Source organism: Bradyrhizobium sp. OK095 (genome assembly GCF_900109945.1).
Lineage (GTDB): Bacteria > Pseudomonadota > Alphaproteobacteria > Rhizobiales > Xanthobacteraceae > Bradyrhizobium.
The window spans coordinates 324856-340798 of record NZ_FOBX01000006.1 but is presented as its reverse complement, the minus strand read 5'-3'; the positions used below and the strand labels follow the sequence as shown (position 1 = coordinate 340798).

Genomic DNA, 15943 nt, shown 5'->3' with positions numbered 1-15943 from the left:
GCAAGATACCGTGGCCCTCACCCCGCCAGCCGCTCGATCACGAGATCGAGCAACGCACGCAGGCGGGCAAGACGCCTGAGATCGCGGTGATAGCCCACAAAGGTGTCGCGGCCGGGCGGCGTCGTGCCGATGTCGAGCGCGACCAGGCGGCGGTCGCGGTCGCCGAGAGGACGCGGCAGCACGGCGAGCCCGCCGCCACTGGCGCAGAGCTCGGCCTGCGCCTGCCGGTTGTTGCTGCGTGAGGCGACTTCCGCCTTCGGCAGCGTGCGCTTCAGCCAGACGGCGTCGGGCATGTCGGCAAATTCGGCATTCATGGTGACGACACGGATGCCGCTCCCGTCTCCGGCCCGGAGCGGCTTGCTGCCCTTCTTGCCGTAGAGCGCGTATGGAATGTGCAGCAGCTTTCTGGAAATCACTTCGGGCTCGTCGAACGGCTTGATGCGAAAGACCAGATCGGCCTCGCGGCGCGGCAGGCTGTAGAGCCGTGCATCGGTCAAAAGCTCGACGGTCACTTTGGGATGTCGCTTGCCGAACGCGGCAATCACCGGCGACAGCATCACCGTCCCGAACCAGTCCGACGAAGACAACCGCAAAAGGCCATCGAGCTGCGTCTCCGCGCCGGAGGCGTGCCGCTCCAGCGCAATCGCCTCTTCCTCGATCCGCTCCGCGTGCCGCAGCACGGCGCTGCCCTCGTCGGTGAGGACAAAGCCGTCGGAGGTGCGCTGGAACAGCGTTTGCCCGAGCGACTGTTCCAGCGCACGAAGCCGCCGGCCCATGGTCGGCTGGGTCTGGCCGATCTTTCGCGCGGCGGCGCCGAGCGTGCCTTCGCGCGCAATCGCCAGAAAGATGCGCAGATCGCTCCACTCCATCGGACGTCCTTGTCATAAGAAATTGGCCATACAAAATTGCACGACAATCGTACATCCTTGTTCCTTCCCATGCAAAAAATCATGGGCATATTGGAGGCCGACAACGGAGCAAGACGACCATGACGAGACCATCGACCATGCGCGCGGCCATCCTCGAGACGCACACCGCGCCGCTGCGCCTCTCAACCGTCTCCACGCCGGAAATCGGTCCACGCGAAGTGCTGGTGCGGGTGCGCGCGAGCGGGGTCAATCCGCTCGACACCAAGATCCACGCCGGCGCCGCGGCGCATGCGCGCCATCCGCTGCCCGCGATCCCTGGCATTGATCTGGCCGGCGTGGTCGAGCAGACCGGACGCGAGGTGACGCGGTTCAAGCCGGGCGACGAGGTCTATGGGATGACCGGAGGCGTCGGCGGTGTGCAGGGATCGCTGGCTGAATTCGCGGCCGTCGATGCCGACCTTCTGGCGTTGAAGCCCGTCAATCTCAGCATGCGGGAGGCGGCCGCCCTGCCCCTCATTTTCATCACGGCCTGGGAAGGCCTGATCGACCGTGCGTCCCTGAAGGCGGACCAGAAGGTGCTGATCCACGGCGGCGCGGGCGGCGTTGGCCATGTCGCGATTCAGATCGCGCGTGCTTTCGGAGCAAAGGTCTTCGCGACCGGCTCGGCATCGCAGCGCACCACCATCGAAGCTTTCGGCGCGACCTTCATCGACCGGGACACCGCTATCGCTGCCTACGTCGCAGGGCATACGAGCGGCCGCGGCTTCGACGTCGTCTACGACACCGTCGGCGGCAAGGTGCTCGATGCTTCCTTCGAAGCGGTGCGCCGCTTTGGCCATGTGGTAAGCGCGCTCGGCTGGGGCACGCATGCGCTTGCGCCGCTCTCGTTCCGCGCCGCCACGTATTCCGGCGTTTTCACGCTGCTGCCGCTGCTGTCAGGCGAAGGCCGCGCACATCACGGAGAGATCATGGCCGAGGCGAGCCGCCTGGCTGAAGCCGGCAAGCTCATGCCCCTGCTCGATCCCAGGCATTTCACGCTGGAGAATGTCGGTGACGCCTACGCTCTGATCCGCGATCACGCCGCCAAGGGCAAGCTGGTCGTCGACGTCTGACGCGCGCCGCTAGTCCTCGCTCGACGCCGCGGAGCGATTGCGGAGATAGGCCTGCGACAACAGGAAGAACAATGCGCGCTCGCCATGATATTTGGCGGCCGGCCGGGTGCGCTCGAACCCGTCGGCAAATATCTTGCCGGACTGGTCACACACCTGCCACCGCCAACCAAACCTTTTGCGCCTGTTAAGGATCACTTCGAACATGCCGACGGGCTGGGTCCCCTGCTCCTACCGGTCTCGCAAGCGCACGCCTGCTCCGGCCTCCCCCGTTAGACGGATGCCCGACATATAACGCAGCAGGATGGAAAGAGAATAAAATTGATTATCGGAATTACGTATCATCCACCGGCCGTGACGATGTCGCAGCAACCGTGGAATAAGCCGATGCTGCCGGTGTTCGTCGGCCTTCCGACACAGCTTGGTAGCGCTCACAAAGGCATTCAAATCGGAACACAGGCATGAGAGGTCCGGTAAGCGAATGCTCACCGAACCTCAATGACGGGCTCTAGCGGCCGACTCGCGCCTGGAGATGGGCGGGATAGCGATCGCCTTCCACCGCGACCTTCGCCAGCACGTCCGCAATCGCAGCAAGATCGGCTTGAGACAACGTTACCACCGCCGCGCCGAGATTTTCCTCGAGCCGGTGCAGCTTGGTGGTGCCGGGAATCGGCACGATCCAGGGCTTTTGCGCCAGCAGCCAGGCCAGCGCGATCTGCGCCGGCGTCACCTTCTTCGCTGCTGCGATCTCGCCGAGCAGTTCAACCAGCGTCTGATTGGCCCTTCGTGCGCTGGATGAGAAGCGCGGTACGATGTTGCGGAAATCGCTGCTGTCGAACGTCGTGCTTTCGGTGATCGCGCCGGTCAGAAAGCCCTTGCCGAGCGGGCTGAAGGGAACGAATCCGATGCCGAGCTCTTCCAGCGTCGGCAGGATCTCCTGCTCCGGCTCGCGCCACCACAGCGAATACTCACTTTGCAATGCAGTAACGGGCTGCACCGCATGAGCGCGGCGAATGGTCTGCGCGCCCGCCTCCGATAGGCCGAAATGCAGCACCTTGCCCTCGCGGATCAAATCCTTCACCGCGCCGGCGGTGTCCTCGACCGGCACGTCGGGATCGACGCGGTGCTGGTAGAACAGATCGATGCGGTCGGTCTTGAGCCGCTTCAAGGCGGCCTCCGCCACCGCCTTGACATTGGCAGGCCGGCTGTCGAGCCCGGCCTCGACCTTGCCGCCCCTAAAGCCGAACTTGGTGGCGATCACCACCTTGTCGCGGAACGGCGCCAGCGCCTCGCCCAACAGCTCCTCGTTGGCGAACGGACCATAGGCCTCGGCGGTGTCGAAGAACGTCACGCCGCGCGCGACAGCGGTCCTGATCAGCGCGATCGCCTGCGACGTCTCGGTCGCCGGGCCATAGCCGTAGCTCAGGCCCATGCAGCCGAGGCCGAGGGCCGAGACTTCGAGACCGCTCTTGCCAAGCTTGCGTGTCTGCATTTGCAGCTCTCCTTTGAAGATCATGTTCGGCTGCGAATTTAAGCCGCCCGCGGGCCTGCGATTAGGTGATAAAATCGGCATGAACTAATGATCGGGATTCATGAATGGCCCGCACTGACTGCGCGGCGCAACAATCCAGTGTCTCTCCGCAGGAAGATTCTGGATTGCTTCGCTGAGCTCGCAATGACGGTGAGGAAGCGGTTGTGCGTCGAAAGTACACTCTCGTGCCCCGGACGCAGCGCAGCGTCTCTTCGACGGTGCGCTGCTGAGCCGGGGCCCATCCATCAGATGAACACGGGGCTTCCTAGGTCCCGGCTCTGCGGAGCGGCGTTACACGCCGCACCGCGTCCGGGACACGAAGACTAGCGCGCGACGACTTCGACTTCGCCGTCGACGCCGTTGACGACATTAAAACCGCGCTCGTAGACCTTGCCTTCGTTCTTGGCGATGGCGCGGTATTCGCCTTCGGAGAGCACGACGCGCGGGAAGGCGCCGATCGATTCCTTGATGACGTCGCCGCCGGGGGTCAGCACCGACCAGGCGGTGTTGGCAAGCGCCTCGCCGCCTTTGTCGCTGACGAGCTTGAGCGTGATCACGGCGGCGCGGTGGGTGATGGTGACGTCGGTGAGCTTGCCGGCCTGGACGCGGATGTCCGAGCGCACCACCGAGTTCGCATCGCCGTAATTGGAGATGATGTAGTAGGTGCCCTCAGGGATCAGCACGACGTCGCCGGCGGCGACATTCGGCACCAGCGAGGCGCGCTCGCCGGTTTCGAACTGGCTGCCCTTGTAGATCGCGAACGAGATCTGGTTCTGCGGAATGCGGCTGGTGCCGACACGGCCCTCGATGCGCAGGCCGCCCGCCGGCAACACGAAGGATTCGCGGTCGGTCTCGGCCTTCAGGCTGACGGTACGCACCGCGCTGACGAGACCGAAGGCGACGTGCACGACGTAATTGCCGGGCGGCAACACGATGTTGGGCGTGGCGTTGCGATCTTCCTTGATCAGCTTGAAGGTGCCGTTCTCGTCGGGACGGTCGGCAAAGACCCTCCAGACCAGGCCGCTGGTGATCGCCGGGGTGTCCTTGCCGTATTTCGCGGTCAGCGACAGCACGCCCTGTCCGGGCACGGCCGCGTTGAGCGGCGGGGCCGACGGCACGGTCGTGACAGCCGGCGGGGGCATGCTCGGCGTCACCGGCTGCGTCAAGGTCGGCGGCAGGCTCAGGGGGCCAGCGCCAGGACCCGAGGGCGGCGCCAGGTTCGCAGGCCCGCCGGGGTCGGGCACCGAGGCCGGGGGCACCGGCGGCGGACGATCGGAGAAAAGCTGCGCCTGCGCAGGGCTTTGGCCGAGGGTAAAAAGGCACGCGGCAACGATCAGCGCCGGCAGCAGCCTGCCGCTGCGCCGCCATCCGATGATGCCGTCACCCCCGCGTGTCATGTCACCTGCTTTTCACCGAAAACGCGGCGAATTCAAGCCTTTGATACCCCAGGAACTACGGCCTTGATACTGTTCTATGGAACCCGGTTGACGCCTGCGTGATTAGACTTCAGGCAACCGCCACTCGCCATACTCCTGCCCAGCGCCCTCCCCAAAGCGGCATAAACCATGCTTCGCCCCGGTTCTGGCGGACGGCAAGTGCGGTGCCTAGTCTGATGACCCGGGCGGGCCCCGGCGTAGGAGAGTTTTAGTGCTGGACATCTTGAAGGGTCGGGGCGCGAACGGCTCGAACGGCGAAAAGGTCGGCCTTGGTAGCATCCGCCGGCCAGTCATCGGCCTTGCACTCGGCGGCGGCGCGGCGCGCGGCTTTGCCCATATCGGAATCCTGAGAACCCTGGCTGCCAACGGCATCGTGCCCGATGTCGTGGTCGGGACCTCGATCGGCGCCGTGGTCGGCGGCCTCCATGCGGCCGGCCGGCTCGATACGCTGGAAGAGTGGGGACGCAGTCTGCAAGGGATGCGCAACATCCTCGGCTATCTCGACATCCGCCTCAACGGCTCCGGCCTGCTCGGCGGTGAGAAGTTGGCAAACCGCCTCGAGGACGCGGTTGGCGAGACCCTGATCGAGGACCTCCCCATCAAATTCGCCTCCGTCGCGACCGAGGTCCGTACCGGCCACGAGATCTGGCTGACGCGTGGCCGCTTGGTCGACGCGATGCGCGCCTCCTATGCCCTGCCCGGCATCTTCCAGCCCATGCTGATCGGCGACCGCTGGCTGGTCGACGGCGCGCTGGTGAACCCGGTGCCGGTCTCGGCCGCCCGCGCGCTCGGCGCCGAAATCGTCATCGCGGCAAATCTCTCCAGCGACATCTTCACCCATTCCACGACGATCTATTCGCACGGCGCGATGCCCCAGCCGGTCGCGGCCGAGCCAGAAGAGACGACTGCCAAGCGGCGCTTTCCGCGGTTGTTCTCACCGGAGAAAACCATGAAGCGCGAGTTCTTCGGCAGCGGCGGACGGCCCGGCATCTCCTCAGTGATGGTCGATGCCTTCAACATCATGCAGGACCGCATTACGCGCGCCCGCCTTGCCGGCGATCCGCCGGATCTTCTGATCACGCCGCGGGTCGGCCAGTTCGGCTGGTTCGACTTCCACCGCAGCGAGGATCTGATCGCACACGGCACCCGCGCCGCCGAGCGCGCGCTGGAGTCGATCCAGGAGGCGATCGCAGTGCTCGCACCGGCGCCCGCGGGTAACGCGTCTCCAGCGGACGAGTGAGAGGCGGACGCGTAAAGTCCGCTCAGGCCGTCTTGATGTAGTCGCGCAGGGCTTCCTGCTCGTTCTCGTATTCCTGGACGCGGCGCTTGACGATGTCGCCGATCGAGATCAGGCCGACCACCTTGCCGTTGTCGACGACGGGCAGATGGCGGAACTTGCCTGTCGTCATCATCTCCATGAGCTCGGCGACCGTGTCGGTCTCCTTGCAGGTGACGACCTTGCGGGTCATGACCTGAGAGACCGGCTCCTCAAGCGCCGCCGCGCCACGCTCGCCGATCACACGCACGATGTCGCGCTCGGACAGGATGCCTTCGAGCCGGCTCTGGTTCATCACCAGCACCGCGCCGATCTTCTTCTCACCGAGCAGCTTTGTCGCGGCCGACAGCTTGGCGTCCGGCTCGACGCTCATGATCTGGTGGCCCTTGGTATTGAGAATGGAACGTACCGTCATTGTCGCCTCCCTGAATCGGAGCCGTCCGCCTTTTGGCGGTCCGGACTTGTTCTTCGAGTCTTCAACTAACAGTTTTGGCGCCGGCTTCACGCTCGGGCGCTTTACGAAGCAAAACCTCTACGGGCTTGTCGCTTCGGAACATTCTTCAACGGAATGATGGATGAATTCGGGCCGCGCCGCAAGCGCCGCTTCAAATACGGTCTGAAACGTCCTGTGATGACGCATCCGCAGCATCGCTTCGCACGCGCGGCACGGGATCGAACAGCGCGAACAGCAGGAGCCCGGCAAGGAAGCCGCCGATATGGGCCTGCCAGGCGACGCTCGTGGTTTCGGCATCGACCCCGATCGCGCCGACGCCGAAGATGATGTTGACGCCGAACCACACCGCGAGGAAGCCGAGCACGCGGCCATCGCGCAGCGCACGCAACAGCGGCAATGCGGGAACCTTTGCGGCGGTATCGGCGTCGGAACGGGTAAACGACAGGAAGCTGCCGCGCCCGAAAGCAAAGCGGATCGCGGCTGCCATCGCACCCGACACCGAGGCCGAGGCGCCGATCATCGGCGCCATCGCATGCTCATGGGTGACGAGATGGGCGAGCGCACCGGCCGCCGCCGTCACCGCCATGAACAGGAAGAACCTGACAGCGCCGAAGCGCCGCGCCAGCGCGCTGCCGAACGGCAGCAGCCACAGCACGTTGAAGCCGATATGGGTGAGATTGGCGTGCAGCAGCGAATAGGTGACGAAGCTCCAGACTTTTGCGCCGGCCCCGCCGGGGATCTGCAAGTTCAGCAGCGAGGAATCGTAGCGCTGCGGGATGAAGCCGAAGACGTCGATGGTCCAGTTCTCCAGCTCCGGCGGCAGCAACACCCGCAGATGGATCACCGCCAGCAGGAGGATGTAGGCGGTCAGCGCCAAAGGCAGCGTCAGGATCGGCTCGCGCGGAGCCTCCTCGGTGACGGCCGGCAGGTCCGGCTGAGGATCTTGCGGCGGAGAATTTGGCGGAGAATCCAAGGCAGCTTCGCTTTCAGGCGCGATCTGAGCAACAGCCTTGGAGATAGTCGCCTTTGCCGGCCTTGCGCAAGTGCACAAAAGGAAAAGGCAGGGCCCTGGGAAAGCCCTGCCTGTCCGTGTCGGCCTTCCGGCACCAGAGGAATGAAGGTGTATCCCCACCCCTCCCCGGCCCGTGGCCAAACTGTTTGACGCCTGTGTACAGGCCCCGCCGAGAACCTGGAGAAAGCGGCGAGGCTTGCGACCGCGATCACCATAGCAGCGGGGCCGCGGACGGGAAGCGCGTAGTTAATTTAACGTTAACGACGCAAAGGCAGCCTTAACGGGTACGAAAACGCCCCTGCGGCATGGACGCTGCAAATCCCCTCCTGCACAACAACACAGGGATCGCGGGTGCACTGAAGCGGGACAGGTCTGTCCCGCGAGGTTGCACCCCGGGATTAGCATTCGGTCATGAAACATCCGTCGAGCCGCGAGTTCTTCGCATATTGGGACAACAAGCGCGGCACTGCGCGGGCCCCTGACAGGGCCGATATCGATCCGGCCGCCGTCCGCGGGCTGCTCGGTGACATTTTTGTCCTCTCCTGCGAGCCCAATCTCGGTTTCCCGTTCCGCGTCGCCGGAACGCGCGTCTGCGCGCTCGCCGGGTGCGATCTCAAGGACCAGAGCTTTATGGCGCTGTTCAACGAGGCGAGCCGCCGCGAGATCGAGGAGATCACGACCATCGTCGCCGACGAGACGTTGGGTGCGATCGCCGGCGTCACCGCCGCACGCGAAGACGGCAGCAAGGCGCATCTCGAGCTGCTGCTGCTGCCCTTCAACGCCCGCCCGCATACGCCGGTCAGCGTCACTGGCGTGCTCGCACCGTTCGGCGACGAATGCAGCGCGCTTGGTCGCTTCACCCTCACCTCCTGGCGCTATCTGCACCAGCCGGAGAAACTCCTGCCCCGCGCGATCCGCAAATTGCAGATCGCACGCGGGTTGATGGTGTATGAGGGGCTGAGGTAGCTCTCTCTTGTGTCCCGGACGCGCTGCAACGCGTAGCGTTGCTGCGCAGAGCCGGGACCCAGAAGGCTACACGCGGCTGCGCGGGGAAATGGGCCCCGGCTCTGCAGCGCATCGTCGAAGAGACGCTGCGTTGCGTCCGGTGCACGAGACCAATCTCAGCTGCCGATTATCGGCATCCTTCCTACGGCATCGCCAGATGCCAGGCACCGTTCAGAAAGCCGTCGCCGGTGATGTCGCCGACCTTCTGGTCCTTGGCGAAGGTGTAGAGCGGCTTGCCCTTGTGGGCCCACTGCTTCGAACCGTCGTCGCGGGTGATGATGGTGTAGCCGTCGGCGGCGGCATCGCTGGCCTCGGCCTTCAGCGCCGGCCAGTTCGTCGCACACGGACCGTTGCAGACCGACTTGCCGTCCGCGTCCTTGTCGAAGGTGTAGAGCGACATGCCCTTGGCGTCGGTAAGCACGTTGCCCTTGTCGGTCTTGCCGGTCTTGGTCGGCGGCGCGGCGAAGGCGGCGGGGATGATTGCGAGCGACACGGCGAGCGTGAGCGCGAGGCGGATCGGGGACGTCATGATATCTCCTGTCATGCAATTGGCTTGCAGGAATAGGACGCCGCACGAGGCGTCGTATTCCTTGCGCCGCGGCAACGATATTTTTCGCTGCGCGCATCTTCGCTACGGAATAAACTGGATGACGTGAGACGGACCGACATGAGCAAGCCGCATTGGCGCCCCGCGCGCGCCTCCGATCTGCCGGCGATCAGCGCGATCGCGGCGCGCATTCATCCCGGCCTGCCGGAACGTCCCGACGTGTTCGCGGAAAAGATGCGGCTCTATCCCGAAGGCTGCCGCGTGCTCGTCACCACCGAAGAGATCGTTGGTTACGGCCTTGCGCATCCCTGGACGCAGCACCGAATTCCGCCACTCGACGGTTTCCTCGAACGACTGCCCGACGACGCGGATTGCCTGTACGTGCACGACGTTGCCGTGCTGCCGGACTTTCGCGGCGGCACCTCGCGCGCTTACGTTGCAGCGATCGAAGAGCTGGCACGTGCTTCCGGCATCGCGATGCTCGCGCTCGTCTCGGTCTACGCCACGCGGCCGCTGTGGGAGCGTCTCGGCTTTCGGCCGGTCATTGCGGATGCGGAACTACGCGCAAAGCTCGCATCCTACGGCGACAGTGCGATCTACATGCTCCGCGACCTCGCGGACCGGGTCACGCGGGCGTGAAGGGCCCGCCTCGAACCTGACACAGCCGGCCCCCGTCGAAGCTGTGTGCGAGCCGTTCCGGTCTCGCCACACCGAGGCTGGAGAATTTCCATGAAACTCACATTGTCGAAAGTTGCATTGCTTGCGTTCGCTGCAACAGCCGCGTTCGGCGCGACCAGCGCCAACGCCGCGCAGGTCCATACCTATGGCTGCGAGTTTGCCTTCTTCGAGGGCTGCACCGGCCTCATCGAAGCCCCGCAGCAGGGCGGACGCCGCGTTCGCACCGATCGGGATACCTCGCCCATTTACATGAAGCAGACCGACCCCCGCTACATTTCGGCGATGCGTGATGCCGGTGGCGGTGGCGGCGGCGGAGGCGGAGGTGGTGGTGGTGGCGGCCGCTGAGCTCACACGTCCCAGAGATCATGATGCCGCCGGAGCGATCCGGCGGCATCATTGTTGTCGGCACTAACAGGCGGCCGTTCAGCCGCGATGCTTCTTCTTCGCCTTTTTCCCGGGCGCGCCCTTCCCGGGCCACTGCGTGACCGCGGGCTCCGCGTGGCCCGGCTTGTTCTTGTGCTGCTTTTTCTTTCCGAAGGAAGGCGCATCGTCGAATTTCGGCGCGCGCTCACCGTGCGGCTTTCCGCGTGGCTTGAATTCACTCTTGTCGCGCGGGCGATCATCGCGCCGTTCACGATGATCGATATCCTGGCTCTCGCGCCGGGGCGTGTGTGATCGCTCTTCCGCAGGCGCTTGCCGCTGCGGCGCGTCCGCCATCTGCTCGAGGCGGATATTGTCTTCCTTGTCCGGACGCTTGATCTTGGCAGCGAAGGATTCCACGACCCGCTCGGAAATCTCGAACTCGGTCGTCGTGTCCATGATCTTGATGGCGCCGATGTCGCCCTTGTCGATGCCGCCACGACGGCAAATCATCGGCAAGAGCCAGCGCGCTTCCGCGTTCTTTTTCCGTCCGATGTTGGCCCGGAACCAGACGGTGGCCTCCCCCATGCCGTGTTTCGGCGACGATTTCCCCGATTTCGGTCGAAGCCTTTCGGGGCGATCATCACCGCGCGAATTGCGGGCGTCGTCGCGCGGCGCACGGACATTGTCGCGACCGCGATCGTCACGCGGCCGGCTGCTACTTCGCTCGCCGGGATCGAGGATGTCTTCGGGCGACGGCAGCCGCGCGCGATAGAGCCGCGCGAGTGCGGCGGCAATATCCTCAGCTGACCGCTCGGCCAGCAGCGCCTGCGCGAGCACCAGATCGTCGGGAGTGGCCTCCTCCGTGAACAACACGTCCTTCATGCGCCCATGATCGAGCTTGCGGATTTCTTCCGCCTGCGGGGCCGTGCCCCAGACCGCGTCGATCCCCGAGGCATTCAGCAGCATTTCCGCGCGCCGCCGTCGTATCGGCGGCACCAGCAGGACGCTGGTCCCCTTGCGGCCCGCGCGGCCGGTGCGGCCCGAACGATGCTGCATGACCTCGGCGTCATTAGGCAGGTCGGCATGGATGACGAGGTCGAGGCTCGGCAGGTCGATGCCGCGGGCGGCGACGTCGGTCGCCACGCAGACGCGCGCGCGTCCGTCCCGGAGCGACTGCAGCGCCGTTGTTCGCTCGTTCTGCGTCAATTCGCCCGACAGCGCGACCACGGAGAAGCCGCGCTCCAGCAGCGCCGCCTGCAAATGCCTGACGTGATCGCGCGTGCTGCAAAACACCAGCGCGCTCGGCGCCTCATAGAAACGCAAGACGTTGACGACCGCGTGCTCGGCATCGGCGGGCGCGATCCGGATCGCCCGGTACTCGATGTCGGCGTGACCGCCTTCGTCGCCGGCGACCTCGATCCTGAACGCCTGCTGCTGATACTGCTTGGCCAGCGCCACGATGCCGCGCGGGAAGGTCGCCGAGAACATCAGGGTGCGGCGCGTCTCCGGCGTGGTCTTGAGGATGAACTCCATGTCCTCGCGAAAACCGAGATTGAGCATCTCGTCGGCCTCGTCGAGAACGACGACCTTCAATTCCGAGATGTCGAGCCGGTTACGTCGCAGATGATCGCACAACCGGCCGGGCGTGCCGACGACGATATGGGCGCCGGCCTCAAGCTCGCGCTGCTCGCGGCGCGGGTCCATGCCGCCGACGCAGGAGACGACGCGCCCGTTGGCGTGCTGATAAATCCAGGCCAGTTCGCGATGGACCTGAAGTGCGAGCTCGCGGGTCGGCGCCACGATCAAGGCGAGCGGCGCGCCCGCCCGCTCGAACCGCTCGGCGTCACCGAGCAGTTCCCGGGCCATGGCCAGACCATAGGCCAGCGTCTTGCCGGAGCCGGTCTGGGCCGAAACCAGGAGGTCGCGGTCGGCTGCCTCGTCCTTGAGCACAGCGAGCTGAACGGGGGTCGGACTGTCGTAGTTGCGCTCGGCCAAAGCTCGGGCGAGCGGCGCACTCATGGTCGGGAAAGACACGGGATAAAACCTTGGTTGGTCCAGGCGCGGAACGTTAAGCCGCGCGACCTGAAGCTGCATGCGCGGCAAATGTGGTCCGGCCGCACGCGTGGTGATTTGATTTGCACGCTCTTTACGCCAAGTGCAGGCAAATCACCATGCCTAAGACGCATGGCTTTGGCGGCATCGAGAATAAGCTTACCGGCCGCCCGACCCGCGACATCCAGCGTTTTCGAGTCATTTTGTCGGATACGGCGAAATTTTGTACCAAAGCGGAGGCGTTTCGCGCCTCTCTCGCTCAATCTGCGCGCGATCAGCCGTGGCTGGGTATCGGGCGGCCAGTCTTGTCGCGTTCGCAATTCGATCCCAAATCGTGCCTCACGAGAGAGCAAGATAGGGGGAAACATGGCCGACAGCATTTCGCTTGCCGACAAGCTCGCGACCTTTCAGGACCTCTGGTCGCCGCGCACGATCACGACCTTCAACGATTGCGACGTGATGGTGGTGAAGGTGAAGGGCGAGTTCACCTGGCACAAGCACGACGACACCGACGATTTCTTCCTCGTCCTGAAAGGCCATCTAGACATCGAGCTTCGGGACCGCACGGTGACGCTCGGTCCGGGCGAACTCTATGTCGTGCCCAAAGGTGTCGAGCATCGCCCGGTGGCACGCGAGGAGGTTCATCTCCTGCTGATCGAGCCCAGCGGCACGCCGAACACCGGCGACAAGGCGACCGCCGCAGCGCGCAAGCTCGCATAGAGGGCAACGCGCGTGGCGCGATTCTAGTCCCTGGAGGTCACCAGCTTGCTGAAGCCGCCGACCAGCCGCGCGCGTGCCCACGCAACATAGTCTTTCGCCGTGCGGCTCAAGGCGCGAACGACCCGCCAGGCTTCGGTGGCGTGCAGCCACGCCCTCACCTCGGTGAATTTCCCGTAGGCCCACGCGAACGCCGGAATCCTCATCAGCTTGTCACGCGTAAGATGGAACAGGCGCTCGACCAGCACCAGCTTGAGCAGCTCGCAACCGATGAACGCCGCCGCACCGCTCACGACCTGGCCGGTTGCGACGAGGTAGGCAGCCACCGGCTTGATCGGCTCCAGAATGATCACGGGCACGGAAAACAGCGCGAGCGACGGATAAGGCGGCAGCGATCTGATCCAGGCGCGCAAGCGCTTGAATTCGACATGGCGCGCAATCCAGCGCGATATTGGCATGGCCACGGCCATGAAGACCGCATCCACCAGGAAGTAGATGGCGGCCAGGATGTAAGTGACGGGTTTCAGGATCTGCTTCACGATACCTCTCCCGCGAACTGAAAGCCGGAACTGGGGCCTAAGTTTCACCGCTGCGTGAATAGTTCGCGGATTTTCGACGGAACTTTTTGGGCGTCTCAGATCTCCGCGTAAACCTCCAGCAAATTCCCGTCGGGGTCGCGGAAGAACAGCGTGCGGTGTCCAAACGACTGGTTCGTCGGCGGCGAGAGCAGCGCCACGCCATGGCGCACGAGCTCATCGGCGCATGCATCGACCTCAGTTGCGGACACTTTGAAGGCCAGTTGCAGCGAGGCACTCCCCGCCGGCGTCGGTGCATCGGCGGCGGTGCGGCTCGGCCTGGCCAAAGCCAGCGTATTGCTGCCGAGGCCGTACTCGATCCAGTTGGGCGAGAGCTCGCGCAGCACGGATAAGGCGAGAACGTCCTCGTAGAAGCGGCGCATCGCGGTCATGTCGCGCACGAAGATGACGGTGTAGTCGATCGCGCGGATCGCGTGGAAGGGCGAGCGCCGGTTTGGTTCGGATGTCTGTTCGTCCATCGTCGTATCCTTCATTCCAAACGCCCGCACGTAGCCCGTATGAAGCGTAGCGAAATACGGGAGACACGGGCGAGAATCCCGGATTACGCTTCGCTCCATCCGGGCTACGGATCATTTATCGCAGCAGGCCGCCACTGTACCGCAGCTCATACAGCGGCTCGCCATTCTGTCGCGCAATCGTCTCAACGCCATGGAAGCGATCCAGCCCGCCTTCGACCTCGTTGCGATAGACCATGCGGGCCAGCTCGAATAGGCGCGGCCCGCGATAGGGTTCTTCGACGGATATGGCCAGCAGCGCTTGGCGCAGGAATTTGTAGATCGCGAGGAAAGTGTCCCGGTCCGTGATCTCGGCGCGGACGCCGCCGCTGTAGCTCATCGACCAGATCACGCCCTCGTCCCGCGACACCGTCTCTTGGCCAACGAAAAATCCCATCCCGAAATAGATATCGCGATAGGCATAAGGCGGCGCGCGATGCTCGAGCTGTTTTGAACCGGCGAGCAGCGGCCTTGCCACGGTCGCATCGTCGTCGAGGCCCGCATAGGTGCGGCGCTTGGCTTCGACCAGGAATGCCGCGAGATCGTGCTGAATTGACGCCATTGCCTATTCCACCAATTCCGGCCACGGCACGATGGTTGACTTCACCGTCTTCATCGCCATCGCATCCCTCACCGCCTGCGCGACGCCCGCTTCCGTGAACGGATAGATCGTCTGCATCTTCAGCCAGGGATATTTGTCCCGCGTGCGGTAAAGCATGTCGACACCGAGTGGCAGATCGTTGCCGGTAAAGCCCCATGAGCCGAGAACGTTGAGATCCTTGGTGCAGATGCGGTGCCAGGAGGTCTCGATCGAGCCGGCATCGGTGAACTGGCCCATCTCGACATAGGTGCCGCCGTCGCGCAGCATCTCGATGCCTTCGGGGCCGGCACTCGGATGGCCCGAGCAATCCATCACCAGATCGGCGCCAAAGCCACCGACGATCTCGCGCACGCGGGCGATGCGATCCTGAGGTGACTTGATCTCTTCGATGTTCACCGTCGCCTCCGCGCCGAACTCGCGTGCGAGCTTGAGCCGCGGCTCCTCCGGCGCGCCGACGCAGATCACGCGTCCTGCTCCCATCTCCTTCGCGGCCGCCACCGCGAGAATGCCGATCGGGCCCGAGCCCTGGATCACCACGGTGTCGCCCCAGCTGAAACCACCGGCGCGGGTCGCGCGGTTGAAGGCGCGGATGCAGGACGTCAGCGGCTCCGACAGCGCCCCCAAGCGCAGCGACATGTCGTCGGGCAATTTGTAGATCTTGGTGCCCGGCAGCATGTCGAGATCGACATAGACATATTCGGCCCAGCCGCCCCACATGTGCGGCGCCTTGTCGAAGCCGAGATAGCGGCCGTAATAGACCGGCGTCAGGCATTTGTTGGCGGTCTCAGGATAATGGATGCAGTAATAGCAGCTGCCGCAGGGCATCAGCGGCGGGATCATCACCTTCGAGCCGACCTTCAGTGGCTTGCTCATGAAGTCTTCGGTGAATTCGTCTCCGCATTCGACGATGACACCACCGATCTCGTGCCCGAGCGTGAACGGCCAGGGCAGCGGCTTCGGCCAATGCCCCTTCAGAATATGTAGATCGGTGCCGCAGACGCCGCAGGCGCCAACCTTGATCAGCGCGGCCTTCTTGCAGACCTTCGGCCATGGCACGGTGCGGATGACGGGCTCGCTGCCCGGGCCTGCGTGGGTGCAGACGCGAATCTGTTCCATGGCTGTTTCCTCGATGCCCGCTTGTTATGATTGATGGTGCGGAGAAGCGTATGTGAGACGCGCGCTCGTGCCAAGCCGCAGTCTCGT

The 15943-nt window shown here is 64.5% G+C and carries 18 protein-coding genes; 6 read left to right on the top strand and 12 right to left on the bottom strand.

The annotated features are described in order from the left end of the window. Positions 1–17 precede the first annotated feature (17 nt). The gene (locus tag BMW89_RS18350) at positions 18–869 is read right to left on the bottom strand and encodes a LysR family transcriptional regulator (RefSeq protein ID WP_092028377.1); all 852 of its coding nucleotides are present in this window, start codon (positions 867–869) and stop codon (positions 18–20) included. A 119-nt stretch (positions 870–988) separates the two neighbouring features. On the opposite strand from BMW89_RS18350, the gene BMW89_RS18345 reads away from it, so the two are divergent. After that, the gene (locus tag BMW89_RS18345; protein WP_244547622.1) at positions 989–1981 is read left to right on the top strand and encodes a zinc-dependent alcohol dehydrogenase family protein; all 993 of its coding nucleotides are present in this window, start codon (positions 989–991) and stop codon (positions 1979–1981) included. A gap of 9 nt (positions 1982–1990) precedes the next feature. Here the strand turns inward: BMW89_RS18345 and BMW89_RS37935 are convergent, their stop codons facing one another. The 3 genes from BMW89_RS37935 to BMW89_RS18330 all read right to left on the bottom strand — a co-directional run bounded on the left by BMW89_RS37935 (position 1991) and on the right by BMW89_RS18330 (position 4906). Then, positions 1991–2134 carry a hypothetical protein gene (locus tag BMW89_RS37935; protein WP_244547621.1) on the bottom strand — a complete coding sequence of 48 codons (144 nt, stop codon included), beginning with the start codon at positions 2132–2134 and terminating at the stop codon, positions 1991–1993. A 352-nt stretch (positions 2135–2486) separates the two neighbouring features. Beyond that, positions 2487–3470 carry an aldo/keto reductase gene (locus BMW89_RS18335; RefSeq protein ID WP_092028520.1) on the bottom strand — a complete coding sequence of 328 codons (984 nt, stop codon included), beginning with the start codon at positions 3468–3470 and terminating at the stop codon, positions 2487–2489. Between the two features lie 362 nt (positions 3471–3832). After that, on the bottom strand, positions 3833–4906 hold the full coding sequence (locus BMW89_RS18330) for an RgsD C-terminal domain-containing protein (RefSeq protein WP_092028375.1): 1074 nt from the start codon (positions 4904–4906) through the stop codon (positions 3833–3835). Positions 4907–5156: 250 nt separating this feature from the next. On the opposite strand from BMW89_RS18330, the gene BMW89_RS18325 reads away from it, so the two are divergent. After that, positions 5157–6185, top strand: coding sequence for a patatin-like phospholipase family protein (locus BMW89_RS18325; RefSeq protein ID WP_092028374.1), 1029 nt, complete (start codon positions 5157–5159; stop codon positions 6183–6185). A 22-nt stretch (positions 6186–6207) separates the two neighbouring features. Here the strand turns inward: BMW89_RS18325 and BMW89_RS18320 are convergent, their stop codons facing one another. Together BMW89_RS18320 and BMW89_RS18315 are read right to left on the bottom strand one after the other, a co-directional pair. Then, the gene (locus BMW89_RS18320) at positions 6208–6636 is read right to left on the bottom strand and encodes a CBS domain-containing protein (protein ID WP_092028373.1); all 429 of its coding nucleotides are present in this window, start codon (positions 6634–6636) and stop codon (positions 6208–6210) included. Between the two features lie 190 nt (positions 6637–6826). Further along, positions 6827–7648 (bottom strand): rhomboid family intramembrane serine protease, encoded by an 822-nt coding sequence (locus tag BMW89_RS18315; RefSeq protein WP_092028372.1) that lies wholly within the window; start codon positions 7646–7648, stop codon positions 6827–6829. Positions 7649–8098: 450 nt separating this feature from the next. On the opposite strand from BMW89_RS18315, the gene BMW89_RS18310 reads away from it, so the two are divergent. After that, a complete protein-coding gene (locus BMW89_RS18310; protein WP_092028371.1) occupies positions 8099–8653 on the top strand; it encodes a PAS domain-containing protein in 555 nt (184 codons plus the stop codon). Positions 8654–8834: 181 nt separating this feature from the next. Here BMW89_RS18310 and BMW89_RS18305 read toward each other — a convergent pair whose 3' ends face one another. Next, positions 8835–9221: a COG4315 family predicted lipoprotein gene (locus tag BMW89_RS18305; protein ID WP_177196135.1), complete on the bottom strand. Its 387-nt coding sequence runs from the start codon at positions 9219–9221 to the stop codon at positions 8835–8837. Between the two features lie 138 nt (positions 9222–9359). On the opposite strand from BMW89_RS18305, the gene BMW89_RS18300 reads away from it, so the two are divergent. Both BMW89_RS18300 and BMW89_RS18295 read left to right on the top strand, forming a co-directional pair. Next, positions 9360–9878 (top strand): GNAT family N-acetyltransferase, encoded by a 519-nt coding sequence (locus BMW89_RS18300; protein ID WP_177196134.1) that lies wholly within the window; start codon positions 9360–9362, stop codon positions 9876–9878. Positions 9879–9968: 90 nt separating this feature from the next. Then, complete coding sequence (locus tag BMW89_RS18295; protein WP_092028368.1) at positions 9969–10262, top strand: hypothetical protein; 294 nt, start codon at positions 9969–9971, stop codon at positions 10260–10262. A gap of 78 nt (positions 10263–10340) precedes the next feature. Here the strand turns inward: BMW89_RS18295 and BMW89_RS18290 are convergent, their stop codons facing one another. Continuing rightward, entirely contained in the window at positions 10341–12299 is a 1959-nt protein-coding gene (locus BMW89_RS18290) for a DEAD/DEAH box helicase (RefSeq protein WP_177196160.1), read from the bottom strand. 399 nt (positions 12300–12698) lie between these two features. On the opposite strand from BMW89_RS18290, the gene BMW89_RS18285 reads away from it, so the two are divergent. Beyond that, positions 12699–13052, top strand: a complete 354-nt coding sequence (locus BMW89_RS18285) for a cupin domain-containing protein (RefSeq protein ID WP_092028367.1) — start codon at positions 12699–12701, stop codon at positions 13050–13052. A gap of 23 nt (positions 13053–13075) precedes the next feature. Here the strand turns inward: BMW89_RS18285 and BMW89_RS37365 are convergent, their stop codons facing one another. The 4 genes from BMW89_RS37365 to BMW89_RS18270 all read right to left on the bottom strand — a co-directional run bounded on the left by BMW89_RS37365 (position 13076) and on the right by BMW89_RS18270 (position 15856). After that, positions 13076–13588: a hypothetical protein gene (locus tag BMW89_RS37365; protein WP_143062780.1), complete on the bottom strand. Its 513-nt coding sequence runs from the start codon at positions 13586–13588 to the stop codon at positions 13076–13078. A 95-nt stretch (positions 13589–13683) separates the two neighbouring features. Then, entirely contained in the window at positions 13684–14103 is a 420-nt protein-coding gene (locus BMW89_RS37360; RefSeq protein ID WP_244547620.1) for a VOC family protein, read from the bottom strand. A gap of 115 nt (positions 14104–14218) precedes the next feature. Then, positions 14219–14701: a DUF5680 domain-containing protein gene (locus BMW89_RS18275; RefSeq protein ID WP_092028366.1), complete on the bottom strand. Its 483-nt coding sequence runs from the start codon at positions 14699–14701 to the stop codon at positions 14219–14221. Positions 14702–14704: 3 nt separating this feature from the next. Further along, positions 14705–15856, bottom strand: a complete 1152-nt coding sequence (locus BMW89_RS18270; protein ID WP_092028365.1) for a zinc-binding dehydrogenase — start codon at positions 15854–15856, stop codon at positions 14705–14707. Positions 15857–15943 lie beyond the last annotated feature (87 nt).